Origin of the sequence: uncultured Winogradskyella sp. (genome assembly GCF_947495255.1) — a bacterium.
In the GTDB taxonomy this organism is placed as follows: Bacteria; Bacteroidota; Bacteroidia; order Flavobacteriales; family Flavobacteriaceae; genus Winogradskyella.
Map to the genome: position 1 here is coordinate 221,068 of NZ_CANLYI010000003.1, position 12,737 is coordinate 233,804.

At 33.2% G+C, this 12,737-nt stretch carries 9 protein-coding genes and 1 tRNA gene; 6 read left to right on the forward strand and 4 right to left on the reverse strand.

The genetic code is table 11. The features are described from left to right. Nucleotides 1–133 precede the first annotated feature (133 nt). The gene (locus Q0807_RS05790) at nucleotides 134–5,074 is read right to left on the reverse strand and encodes a LamG-like jellyroll fold domain-containing protein (protein WP_299107436.1); all 4,941 of its coding nucleotides are present in this window, start codon (nucleotides 5,072–5,074) and stop codon (nucleotides 134–136) included. 378 nt (nucleotides 5,075–5,452) lie between these two features. Between Q0807_RS05790 and Q0807_RS05795 the strand changes: the two genes are divergently transcribed. The 4 genes from Q0807_RS05795 (at nucleotide 5,453) to Q0807_RS05810 (ending at nucleotide 9,839) form a co-directional block, all read left to right on the forward strand. Then, entirely contained in the window at nucleotides 5,453–5,599 is a 147-nt protein-coding gene (locus tag Q0807_RS05795; RefSeq protein WP_299107438.1) for a hypothetical protein, read from the forward strand. 158 nt (nucleotides 5,600–5,757) lie between these two features. Beyond that, a complete protein-coding gene (locus tag Q0807_RS05800; protein WP_299107440.1) occupies nucleotides 5,758–6,120 on the forward strand; it encodes a hypothetical protein in 363 nt (120 codons plus the stop codon). Between the two features lie 582 nt (nucleotides 6,121–6,702). After that, complete coding sequence (locus Q0807_RS05805; protein ID WP_299107443.1) at nucleotides 6,703–8,280, forward strand: T9SS type A sorting domain-containing protein; 1,578 nt, start codon at nucleotides 6,703–6,705, stop codon at nucleotides 8,278–8,280. A gap of 113 nt (nucleotides 8,281–8,393) precedes the next feature. Beyond that, nucleotides 8,394–9,839, forward strand: a complete 1,446-nt coding sequence (locus Q0807_RS05810) for a hypothetical protein (RefSeq protein ID WP_299107445.1) — start codon at nucleotides 8,394–8,396, stop codon at nucleotides 9,837–9,839. Between the two features lie 199 nt (nucleotides 9,840–10,038). Here Q0807_RS05810 and Q0807_RS05815 read toward each other — a convergent pair. Then, nucleotides 10,039–10,112 (reverse strand) — tRNA-Met (locus Q0807_RS05815). Nucleotides 10,113–10,295: 183 nt separating this feature from the next. Between Q0807_RS05815 and Q0807_RS05820 the strand changes: the two genes are divergently transcribed. Then, nucleotides 10,296–10,688 carry an START-like domain-containing protein gene (locus Q0807_RS05820; RefSeq protein ID WP_299107447.1) on the forward strand — a complete coding sequence of 131 codons (393 nt, stop codon included), beginning with the start codon at nucleotides 10,296–10,298 and terminating at the stop codon, nucleotides 10,686–10,688. A 67-nt stretch (nucleotides 10,689–10,755) separates the two neighbouring features. After that, a complete protein-coding gene (locus Q0807_RS05825; RefSeq protein ID WP_299107449.1) occupies nucleotides 10,756–11,607 on the forward strand; it encodes an aminotransferase class IV in 852 nt (283 codons plus the stop codon). A 36-nt stretch (nucleotides 11,608–11,643) separates the two neighbouring features. Here the strand turns inward: Q0807_RS05825 and Q0807_RS05830 are convergent, their stop codons facing one another. Both Q0807_RS05830 and Q0807_RS05835 read right to left on the reverse strand, forming a co-directional pair. Further along, the gene (locus tag Q0807_RS05830; protein WP_299107451.1) at nucleotides 11,644–12,198 is read right to left on the reverse strand and encodes a YqgE/AlgH family protein; all 555 of its coding nucleotides are present in this window, start codon (nucleotides 12,196–12,198) and stop codon (nucleotides 11,644–11,646) included. 250 nt (nucleotides 12,199–12,448) lie between these two features. Further along, entirely contained in the window at nucleotides 12,449–12,721 is a 273-nt protein-coding gene (locus tag Q0807_RS05835; protein ID WP_020894395.1) for an HU family DNA-binding protein, read from the reverse strand. Nucleotides 12,722–12,737 lie beyond the last annotated feature (16 nt).

A 12,737-nucleotide genomic window follows, 5' to 3' on the forward strand; every position in this document is an offset into this window, starting at 1 on the left:
TGATTTTATTTTACTTGTGTTCTAAAATAAAGCTGTGGCAAAGGCTGTGCTTGAACTTTATTGTTTTACAGGCAAAATATTATTTGAATTATGTAAGACTCATTTTAGCATTTATTCGGTATAAAACAATTTATTATTCTATTATAATTTTTTTAGTTACTAAAGAACCAGTTTTGGTTTTAAGTTTAATAAAGTAAGTTCCAAAACTGATATTTTTTATTTCGTATTCTGAATAGTCATTTAGGGGAATATCATCATTTGTATAAACCGATTGTCCTAGCATGTTATATAAAGTGAATGACTTAATAGCTGTGTAATTAGGATTAACAATCACGATTTTGTCAATGCTATTGGAGTACAAGATATCAATACTTGTTGCAATGTTATCTTCAATACCTAAAGCATCAGCCGCAGTATCAAAAGTAATTTCAAAACGGTTTAGATGTTCACCTGCAGATAAGATGACGTCGTAATTACTAGCTCTTAAATCGTGATAAATTTCTAATTCATTATCATGTAAATACACATTAAAATCATTTGGTACATTTTCTAGTTCGTCTATGTTTATAGTATTTGTGCCAGCTGTATTTGTTTTAATTCCTAATGGATAAATGGCAGAGGTTTCGGCATTATTACTTCCTTGTATAATGAAGGCTTGGTCATTAATTGTCCAGTACATATCATCAACCTGATCTTCGTTTAATAAACCATCATAAGCCCAATCGACATCTTGAGTTGCATTCTCGTCAATAGTTAATAATAACTGGCGTTTTATGGTGTTTACAGAGTTGAAGCCTATTCTAAATTTCATTCTAAGATCTTCCTCTTCAATATCACCATCAGTTCCTCCAATACTTGGGGTTGTATTTGTAAGTTCACTTCTCATAAAAACAGAAGTGCTATTTTCTTTTTTGAATATACGTTGACCATTGTTGAAATTAATGGTTCCTGAATTTTCTCCAATAACAAAGAAACCTTGACCTACAGGAATATAACGACCTGGTTTTTTTGTAGGTGTGCCACCTGAAGCAATATCAGGATGATTATCTGCTTTATAAGCGGCAGCAACAGCACCTGAATAATTGTAAGTAGCATAACCACCTTGGTATTCTTGAGAAAGATGAGAACCGCCTCCCCAATGTTCCCAGAAATAAAGTGTTCCACTAATTAATGGAGAACCATCTGACATTGTTGTATCGTCAAAACTTAGTTCTAGACCATTGTCACTTATAAATTTGTCTGCATCAATAGCTGATGGGTAAGGGTTTCCTACCAAATAATCGTTATTTGCAGCCAAAGTAAGATTAATGTCTCCATTGTTAGGTTGACCAGAAAAAACATAGTTTTGAGGAGTTGTAATAGAACCAGAACCTGGACCTTTCATTGTAAAACCTTCTCCAGGATATATTTTTCCTGTTTTTCTGACGTGTTGCCAAGAAGAATAATCACCACTTGTGTGGTTAGCAAATTTCCATATCCAATAATCTGCAATTTTAATAGGGCTTGTTGCTGCACCATCATATCCAGAGGATGAAAAGTTAATCGCTGCTGGCGCTTCTGCATTGGTACCATCTAGCATAACGTCGGTAATTCTAAAATTTAATGCTGTAGAGTTTTGACGTTTTACGGGCGATGACCAATAATTGTAGGTATATGTATCTGAGGTGCCTTGCTGATCACGTTCAATTTTACCTTTACTTGTGTCATCAAACATACTATCTTCTCCTTGTATAAGTTGAGATTCGCCTTCAAGGTCAATAAAACCATCGAGTTTTAAATACCAAGATACATTAAGCTCAGAATCGTTAGTGACATTGTATTCTATAGGATTATTGCTCGCATCCTTTTCGTCTATAATTAACCCTAAATGCTTTTGTCTGTTATTAAAAGTAACGTCATTGTGCTGCACTTTTATAATAGACCAATCATAAGCTATTGCATCTTCTCCATCAATACCATCGGAAGCTATAGTAACAGCATCTGCGAGATTGCCAACTTGCTGTGTAATAAACGGCATTGGTGCAGATTGAGTATCAATTTGTTTAATATTAAATAGTTGGGCTCCTACACCAGTATCAATAGATGATGTGGTTAAATTGTCTGTAATAGCACCTTTAATATTGTCTAAACGGTAATATTTTATAAGATTAGACCATGCTAAAGGAATGATATGGTCTTTGTCAATAAAGTTTGTTACCTCTCTTGGAATTACCTTACCAATTATGTTAGTACCATTAGATTCTATTTCTTGATAAACAATTTTTTGAATTTCATTATCAGAAAGAGCTTTGTTAAAAAGTCTCACTTCGTCTATATGACCTTTAAAAAACCAAGGAGTTGTATTATGGTCTCTTCTCCCAATATAAAAAGGTGTTGTGTCTGTATTCAGATTACCCGTTACTGATCGGCTTCTAACGTTTTCTCCATTAACATAAATGTTAAGGTTTTCTGTGATGCTACTGTAAGTCGCAGCAATATGAACCCATTTATCAGTAGGTAAGGGTACGGTGTAAAACAAATTAGTTGAGTTTGCTCTAACCAATAAGCGCTTGTTGCCGAGTAGCCTAAAGTAAAAGTTATTCTGACCAAATATCACCTGATTACCAATTCCCGAAGGATCAATTTTTATCCATCCCATTAATGAACTTTCTTGCCAATTGCTTATTAAAGGTTCATCTTGGATGTAATCATTTCTACCATCAAAATAGAGTTGAAGTTTTCCATCTAAATCTCTAGGAGAGCCAAATAGCGTGTGGTCTGTATCGAAATTATCCAATAACCCATCACCATCCGTATCGGAATTACCGTCAATTATACCATCATTATTGGTGTCTAAACTAGCGTAAAGTGTATTTGCGATATCAAAGGTACTAGTTACATTGTTATAGGTATCTATATAATCTGGTAAACCATCGTTATCAGTATCTATAACATAAGATGCAAAATCAGTACCTTGATTTGAGTTGCCATAACCTGCAGACATATCTGAGCCATTATTATAGTCATAGATATCTAAAATTCCATCCGCAAAGTATTCTAATACACCATCAGAGTTAAAATCTTTTTCTCTTACAGCATCAGTATCTGGCCCATCACCTACACCATCACCATCAATATCACCATCACCATTTTGAAAATTTGCATCAGCAGAATTTCCTGCTCCAGATTCGTCCACATCAAAAATACTGTCATTATCACTATCTAAATCGAGATAATTAGGTACACCATCATTATCAGAATCTAAGGGAGTTGCACTTTCTGTAGCATCATGCATACCATTGTTATTAGTATCTACCATTGTTGAAATAACACCAGAGCCATTAGTGAATGAACCATAACCGGCTTCAACAGCATCAGGTATTCCATCATTATCACTGTCTAAATCAAAAACATTAGCAATACCATCGTTATCAGTATCACATAAGGTTTGTGTAATATCTATATCATCTATCGCTAAATCGTTTCCAAATCCTCCTAATTGATTGTTATAAAAGAATACATTAAATTCACTCACAGGAAAAGTAAGATTAGCCGTGAAATTATGCCAGCTAGCTGCAGGATTACCATTTATAGAAGGTGGAATGTCGCCTGTGGTAATAGCAGCAAGTAGATTATTGTCTAAATCTCTAAACTCAACTTTAATTTGTGGTCGTAACCTCCCATTAATTCCTGGGGCTGATGTGGTATCTAAATTTAAAACCCAAAAACTATAAGTAACCGGTACATTAGGTAATGCGCCAACAATACTTGCAGTATAAAAAACACCTGGATCTATGGCTGCATTAAACATTGCCATTCTACCATTTGTGTCGCCTGGTGTGTGATCTTCTCCTGTATACCAATATTGATCAGCCCAAGAGGCAACCTCTTCGTTTGGTGTATCATTATGTCCATCACCATCAGCTGCTTTATAATATACAGTGTATTTTCCGTCGCCAAGATCAGCGTTGCCGTCACAACTGCCAGAACCGTCTTCATAGCAATAGGTAGTGAGTGCATCGTAAGTTGTATTAATTTGTGTTCTATTTCCTGCACCGAAAGTTTCTTTAAGGAACTTATAGTTTGTAGAAACTGATATATTAGAATTTTTACAGGCTAATTCTTCTTCAAAATCTGGAATTCCATCATTATCATCATCGCTATCATCATTGTCTAAAATGCCATCACCATCACTATCAAAGAAATTGATTGTTGCTTCGGCTTGCAGTTTAAAAGTAAATGGATTCTCGTCGGCATCATTATTGTTGATAGTTACTGTAGTTGCAGAAATACCAGAAGATATAGAGTTAAACTTAATTGAAAACGTTGTTGTTCCGTTTGCGGATATGTTGGTTGAGTATGGCGTTCCAACTATGGAAAAATCAGTTGTGTTACTCAGACTTATGCCCGAAATAGATAAAGTAGAATTACCAGAGTTTTTAATTGTAAACGCTTTAGTGATTGTTGTATTAACTGCAACAGAGCCAAAATCGGTGCCGTTTAAAGTTTGTGCAGAAGTGCTGCCATCTGCAATATCGTTAGAAGATCCGCTAACATTTATTTCTGGTGTACTGGGATAACCAGTAATAACAATATTATCAATGTACATTTCTCGCCAAGCAGAGTTCGTTCGGATTCTAAATTTTGAATTTGCAGAAAACGAATAGGTACTATTATCTATTAATATATGTGCAGAATAATTGATGTAATTATCGTAATCAGGAAATTGATAATATCCTATTTGTGTCCAACTTGAACCACCATTGTTAGAATATTCTACAAAATAATGCTGATGCCACCAGAAGTTATTAAACCTAAAGTCGAAAGCTATAGAAGCTGTACCGTAAGGTGTTAGGTTAATACTATTTGAGTAAGTCGAAGAGTTACTTCCAGAATCATATTGGAGTTTAACACCTTTACCTGAGCCAATTGGAGTGGAGTTAGATAAAAAGGCATTAGAACCACCATCATTCCAGTTTCCCCAACCAGAACTAAAGTTGTCTGTAGTTAGTGTTGTTTGTGCTGATATACAGTAGCTAAAAACTATAAACGAGCAAAATAATGCGCGCTTCAAAATATTGACCGTGCTGATCATGTAGGTTAAATTTAGTTTGGGACTAATTTCTTCGACAAACGTACATTAATTATCTTTAAAAAGCAAATAAATCCGATGAAATACACTATAATATGAAATTACTGTGCTTTGTTACCATGATTTCGATATATTAATTGGTCTAGTGGTTGGAAATTAGAAAGTATATGACCATTTATTCCTTTTGAATTTACATAAGCCTCAGCAAAAAGATTGGTTAAAAAAAGCATTAATATGGGCTAAGTTAGTTAAGGTTACCAAAATTTTACTGAATTGTTAAGAGAATGCTAAGTCTTTGGTTTTAAGGTTTTTTTAGCATTATTACAAAATCCAATTAGGGTTTTTCCATCGTATCTTTAGTAACAATAAAATACATGTGCTATGAAATCATTAGAAGAATTAAAAAACAAACTACAGCAATTTAAATTTGGCCAAGCAAAAAAGACGCAAAAGAATCAGAATACTAAAGCTAGCACTTTAATAACTAAGTCGTTTTCTAATGATGAGGATTTATTTATGTTTATATAAGTAATTACTTCTTCAATTTTTATAAGATTACGAGTATAGGGTAGTGGTATTATGTATAGTTGAGATCTGTATTGAGCTAAGATTCTAAAAATAGATATGTCCTTTTTATTTAGAAGCTATAATATCTGCTAGCTTTGTACCAAACAGATTAAATATCCATGATTATAAATGAATTGGTTGGTAGTTTCAACATCACAGGAAGGAACCAAGATGAAGAAGGCATAGCTTATAAAGGTATATTAGAACTTTCTATAGACCAGAACAACAGAATTAATGCAAAATGGCTTATTAATAATAGCCAGGCGCAATTTGGAACAGGCTTTTTTAAAGATAACATTTTGGTGATTAACTTTAATTATAAAGGTGATAACACTGAAACTTATAAAGGTGTTGTTGTTTATAAATGCATGACGAAAGATGTGTTGGATGGCTTTTGGTCAGAGAAACATGGAAATCCGCTTTATTTGGGAACTGAACGCTGTTACAGAATAGGCACTCAAAAAAATGAAATGCTTAATTAAGAGATATTCAGTATATACGAATTCACGTTTTAGTAATTTGAACTCATTTTTGAGTAAAAAAAGTATAATCACCTCTTAAAAAACGACTTAAAACCGTCTAATTTTTCTAATATATTTCATAATTACACTGACGTTAAAACTTAAATCGTGGTTGAAATCACTAAAATTGACGAAATGACGATAATTTATGTAAGAAAATAACACAAGTGATTTATTTTATTTTTGTATGTATTTTATTACAAAATCAAGTTTCCTATTATTTTTGTTTCAGCGCGCTAAAAATTCTAATTTATCGAAATAATTCTTAAAATTATATTTAATTTCAATGGTAAGGTTAGTCCTCGTTTTTATAAATTTTTAGGGTATTAATCGCACAATGTTATTCAAATTTTATCATTGAAATGGTAATAAGCTTTTAAGCTAATTTTAATGATGTAGCTTACAAAATTAACTTTTGAATTATCCTACAAATACGTTTGTTTTTAATCGAAAGAATACACTATTAATTCATCGAAATTTTAAAATAAATATCTGATAGTTAGGAATTAATACGTTACTTGCGAATCCCTAATCTTATTAAACATGAAAATCATTTACCCTACGCTGTTAGCGCTGGTTTTTGGTGTAAGCACCAATGCTCAAGATCTAACAAGTACAATGCACGTTAGTGCAGGTACATCAGTCTACGTGTCGTCAGCGACAACCGTTTCTGCTGAACAAATCAATTTAAAATCAACCTCTAATCGTTTTTCCACATTATATCTCAATGAGGACTTAGATGCGTCACTCATCGTTAATTACGATCGCTATGTGAATGTCATCGGTTCTTCGGGGCAAAATGGTGGCAACGATTTAATCTCCATGCCAGTAAAGGCCTCAGGAACTGTTACGGTGAGTGATTTTTTAAACTACACAGATGGTACAACTGCCAATGCTTTGGTCATTCCGAGTTCACCTTCAGTGACAACGCTTTATGCTTTTGGACCTTATAGTAATACCACGCAGAATTATATAAATTATAACACAGCAACAGATGCTAGTATAGAACTTAAAAGAGGTGCTGGTTATAGAGCTGCAAGTTACACTGGGCAAACAGTACGCTTTACAGGTACAGTATCTACAGTAACGGAAACGGTAGATATTACTACGGATACCAACCGATGGAATTTGGTAGGTAATCCTTACCCAACATATATAAATTCCCTTCAGTTTTTATCTCAAAACTCAGCGGTTTTAGATCCAGATGCAACTGCAATTTACGGTTATAATAGTGGTACTAATGTTAGTGTTGGTCCAGGTTCTTTTGGGAATTTTACAGTTATTAATAACTTAACGAATAGCAGTGTAAACATTTCTCCTGGTCAAGGGTTTTTAGTAGCAAATAACCCTAGTAATGCTACTGGTCAAATAAGTTTTACAACGGCAATGCGAACTTTAACAGGTACCGACGATTTTATTTTAGGAAGAAATGCCAGCCAAAATGAAATGTTGCGTTTGCAAGTTGAAAATACTTCAACAACATATGCCACAGAAATTTACTTCAATGAGAATTCTACCCTTGGATTAGATCCAGGATATGATGCCGCACTTTTTGATGGTTTTAATAACAATTTAGTATTGTATTCTCATTTAGTAGAAAATAATCTTGGTCGCAGTATGTCCATACAAAGTCTTGGTTTTGATAGCCAGAATGATGTTGTTATTCCTTTGGGTCTAAAAGCTAATCAAGGAGAAGAAGTTACTTTTAGTATAGAAAATAGTTCATTATCAGATATGTATGATGTGTATTTAGAGGATAACCTCACAAATACATTCACATTATTAAATACCAACGATTACAGTATAACACCTAATGCAAATATTGATGGTACTGGACGTTTTTATCTTAGAATAGGAATTCAGTCACTCTCTATGGATGACTTGCACAAGGAGAGTTTACAAATTAAAGCAAGCGAGCAAACCGTCTATATCAATGGATTGCTTTTAGCAGATTCGCATGTTTCAATTTACGACATTCAAGGACGTTTAATTTCAACGACATTTCTAAAGGAAGGCTCTAATTCAAATACAATTGAAGCCAATAACCTAAGCAGCGGAATCTACGTCGTTAAGTTAAAAAATGAAGCGCAAGAACGTACTACTAAAGTAATTCTTCAATAAAAAATCACACATTTTAAATTTATAAGTAATGATGATAATGTAAAAGTTATTATCAGGATGCATGATATTCATTGCCATTCCAAATTTTTATTAACCTCTCAATACCCTAACCTATGAGACATTTTAAATTATTAGTATTTAGCCTATTAGTTACCGGATTATCCTACGCACAAGTAGGTATCGGTACAGAATCTCCAGACGCGTCGTCTTTATTAGATTTAAGTTCAACATCACAAGGATTGTTAGCTCCAAGAATGACAACCTTAGAACGTACAGCAATTGCTAGTCCTGCAGAAAGCCTTATGGTTTTCGATACAGATGAAGCTGCTTTTTTCTATTATAATACAGCATCAACTTCATGGATTGAATTAGCAAACAATACAAGTGTTAAACGAGATAACTATAAATTAATAAAATCTGAAGCGGATTTAGCGCCAGAATTAGCAGCTGGTGGTTCTAGTTATTTATTAGATACAAATACATTGTATGAAATAAATGGGACTATAGTATTAACAAATCCTATTAACCTAAATAATGCCTATATCTCCGGACAAGATGTCGGTGAAGATATACTGACTTCATCTGGTGTTATTTTTGAAGGCAATACAGGCGGAAGTATTAGAAACCTAACTTTAAAAGGCGCAAAAGCTTTTAATATTACAGGTCCAGGTATAGCATCTAGTTCGTCCCTTATTGTTCAAAATCTTATTGTAGACGGAATGACTACAAGTGTGGGTTCTATTTCTGGTATAGGCTTATACTTTGGTAATATTAATCAGTATATAAACAATGCAGATGGTATTACGTTTTCAAACATTGGAAATTTATTATTAAATACCCAAGGATGGTTAAGCAGTAATGAAGGAACTTTTGAAACTTTTACTGGCAACTTCGGGTTTATAGAAAAAGCGAGTGGTTTTAGTACTGTAAATGGTTCAGATGTAGCCTTAGACGTTAGTGATCCAAGTCTTAATGTAGGTGAAGCCGTTTTAACAGGAACCGTGTTTTCTGGTACAACATCAAATGCTTCAGGATATATTAATGGCTATAGTACAGGATCATACGATGGTTATTATTTTAGTGCAGATTGGACTGTAGATTCTCCAGGGATTCCTTTAGAAAGTGACGCAGTAGCTACAGGAGATATTAATTTAGATAAAGCAGTAGGTAGTGGAGAATTAACAACTTTTTCGGGTACAAGTACAGCATCTAGAATTAAAGTTGCAGGAACCACGACATCTAATAATTTACTTCGTTTTACTAGAGATGGTGACAATAAGATTATCTATAAAGGACATAAAACCAGGTATTTTCAAGTAGCTAGTTCTGTGTCTTATCAATCATCTTCTAATTTTATATTGATTCTATATATTGCTAAAAATGGTGTGGTTATTCCAGAAACTAAAGTTTATGGCTATTACACAGGTTCTGGAATTTTAGCTTTACCGGTTATTGGTACAGTAGAATTAGAACAAGATGATTATATAGAGATTTACGCAGAGCGTTATTCTGGATCAGGAAATATGCTAACCGTTTCTTTTAATTTAACGGCTAGATAAAACAAGGCTTTTAGAGTCTAAACATTTTATTAATTTTTTAAGGTTAAAACCTTCAGTCTTTAGATTGAAGGTTTTTTTATTTCTAATCAAAATTTATATGCTACTGTTAAGAGCTTTTTTTAAGCTTTTGCACGTTTAAGCGCACTTCAGTGCAAGGCATAAAAAAGTCCAGCACTTTCGTGCTAGACTTTTACTCTTGTAGCGAGAACGAGATTTGAACTCGTGACCTCTGGGTTATGAATCCAACGCTCTAACCAACTGAGCTACCTCGCCATTTTCAATTACCTTGCATTTGTTTTACAATATTAATTTCAAAACCTTGTGCGTAATTGCGGCTGCAAATATAAAAACAAATTCTATCACAGCAAACAATAAAAACTAAAAAAAATAATTTTAATTTAATCTTCAAATCTCAGCCATAAAATGTATATATTGAGCACATAATACAATGCATTTATGGACGATAAAGTAAAATTTGAAATGGAGTTTGTGATCCAAGCATCACCAGCACTACTATATACATATATATCAACACCTTCGGGCTTATCTGAATGGTTTTCAGACAACGTTAATTCTCGTGGAGAATTCTTTACTTTTATTTGGGATGGCTCAGAAGAGCAAGCCAAATTATTAAGTAAGAAAACAGGAGAACGTATTAAGTTTAGATGGGTAGAAGACGATGAAGATGGTGCGTCTTATTATTTTGAAATCAGAATTCAGGTCGATGAAATCACAAAAGATGTCTCTTTAATGATTACAGATTTTGCTGAAGAAGATGAAATTGAAGAAGGAAAAATGCTTTGGACCAACCAAATCGGAAGTCTTAAACAAGTTTTGGGATCAAGATAGCTAGTAAATAGTTATTCTAATATATCTTTGTCTCGATTTAATTTTAAAACTAAATCGAGATTTTTTTATGGTAAATTTTAATGGTTCACTGCTTTCTGAAGCAGATTCTAAACTTACGGTTAATAACAGAGGTTATAAATATGGCGACGCACTTTTTGAAACTCTAAAAGTAGTTAACGGCAAAATATTCTTTTGGGAAGATCATTACTTTAGGTTAATGTCTTCTATGCGAATTCTCAGAATGGATATTCCAATGAGCTTTACCATGGAATTCTTAGAATCCGAAATATTAAAAACCCTTGAAGCTAATAACCTATTGCAAGCTTCTGCTCGTGTAAGACTTAATGTAGACAGAGGTGAAGGTGGTAAATATACACCAACAGAAGAAGCAACGGTTCATTACAATATTAGCGCAGAAACACATCTAAATCCGTTTTATACTATTGATGGAGATACCAAATATTTGGTTGATTTATACAAGGATTATTTTGTAGCACCAGGATTGTTGTCTGGCTTAAAGTCTAACAACAAAGCCATACAAGTTATAGGGAGTATTTACGCTAAGGAAAATGATTTTGATAATTGTTTGGTATTAAACACTAACAAAAGTGTCATAGAAGCCTTAAATGGGAATTTATTCATTGTTAAAGATGGGAAAATAAAAACACCACCTTTAGAAGATGGTTGTCTTAAAGGTGTAATGCGTAAACAAATTTTGGAGTTATTATCTAAAGACGTCAACGTTTCCATAGAAGAAGCGTCTATTAGTCCGTTTGAACTTCAAAAAGCAGACGAGTTATTCGTCACTAACGTAATTAAAGGTATTATACCAATTACAAAATATCGTAAAAAAGAGTTTGGAAATGAGTTTGCACAGAGTTTAGTTAAAAAACTGAATGCAAAGCTGAGGTTGGTTTAGTCAGTGAAATCCGTGGTCTAAGTAGTTCTAAGTTATTTAATTATAACTAGGATTCTCAGGTGCATTAGACCAAATACTATAATCACCACCAAGTTCTAACATTTTATCGCGCCAAAAAGAATTACAAGGCTTAGATATAATCTCTTTATTATAGATATTTTCAGAAACTAACCATGCGTTAGATTTAAGTTCATTGTCTAATTGTTGCTCATCCCAACCAGAATAACCTAAAAAGAAGCGAATATCGCTAGTTGAAATTTCGCCTTCGTTTATAAGATCAATAACCACAGAAAAGTCTCCTCCCCAAAAAATACCATTAGATATTTCTACACTATTGGGAATAAGCTCTGGTGATTTATGAATAAAATACAAATTATCTTGTTCTACAGGACCTCCATTATATACAGGAAATTCAGATTCGGTACCTTCAATAAGGTCTTTCAAATTATATTCTAAAGGTTTGTTTAAAATAAAGCCAACAGAACCCATGGCATTATGGTCCGCTAAGAGAATCACAGCACGATTAAATGAAATATCACCGATAATGGATGGTTCAGCAATAAGTAAATTGCCTTTTTCGGGTTTGTTCATTTTAGTTTTTCTGTTTTAAAGATTACTAAATCTATGTTTTTTTTGTTAAAAAAACAACTAATTAGGCTTTAATATGCGACATAGCTTAAAAAGATAGCTTTATATCGGGTTTGTTTTAGCTTGGGTAATTATTAAAAAGGAGAAAGAAAAGTGTCCAAGTTTAAAGGTGTAAGAAGAAATATTTAAAAACAGGCACAAAAAAAAGCCTACTCAATGAGTAGGCTCTGTATTTTTTTAAACAAAAAATGTCTTAGTTTACTGCGCTACTTAAGTCAGAACCTGCCTTAAATTTTACTACATTTTTAGCTTTAATTTTGATAGTCTTACCAGTTTGTGGGTTTCTTCCATCTCTTGCAGCTCTTTTAGAAACTGACCAAGAACCAAATCCTACTAAAGATACTCTGTTACCTTTTTGTAAAGATCCTTCGATATCAACTAATAAAGAGTCTAATGCTTTTTTTGCTGCTGCTTTAGTAATTCCAGCATTCTCTGCCATTCCGTTGATTAAATCTGTTTTGTTCATAAATATTAATTTTAAA

Bases quoted from the DNA above. Each gene is read 5' to 3' on its own strand.
- Q0807_RS05805 (WP_299107443.1), top strand. From the start codon at position 6,703: ATGAAAATCATTTACCCTACGCTGTTAGCGCTGGTTTTTGGTGTAAGC.
- Q0807_RS05835 (WP_020894395.1), bottom strand. From the start codon at position 12,721: ATGAACAAAACAGATTTAATCAACGGAATGGCAGAGAATGCTGGAATT.
- Q0807_RS05825 (WP_299107449.1), top strand. From the start codon at position 10,756: ATGGTAAATTTTAATGGTTCACTGCTTTCTGAAGCAGATTCTAAACTT.
- Q0807_RS05830 (WP_299107451.1), bottom strand. From the start codon at position 12,198: ATGAACAAACCCGAAAAAGGCAATTTACTTATTGCTGAACCATCCATT.
- Q0807_RS05810 (WP_299107445.1), top strand. From the start codon at position 8,394: ATGAGACATTTTAAATTATTAGTATTTAGCCTATTAGTTACCGGATTA.
- Q0807_RS05790 (WP_299107436.1), bottom strand. From the start codon at position 5,074: ATGATCAGCACGGTCAATATTTTGAAGCGCGCATTATTTTGCTCGTTT.
- Q0807_RS05795 (WP_299107438.1), top strand. From the start codon at position 5,453: ATGAAATCATTAGAAGAATTAAAAAACAAACTACAGCAATTTAAATTT.
- Q0807_RS05800 (WP_299107440.1), top strand. From the start codon at position 5,758: ATGATTATAAATGAATTGGTTGGTAGTTTCAACATCACAGGAAGGAAC.
- Q0807_RS05820 (WP_299107447.1), top strand. From the start codon at position 10,296: ATGGACGATAAAGTAAAATTTGAAATGGAGTTTGTGATCCAAGCATCA.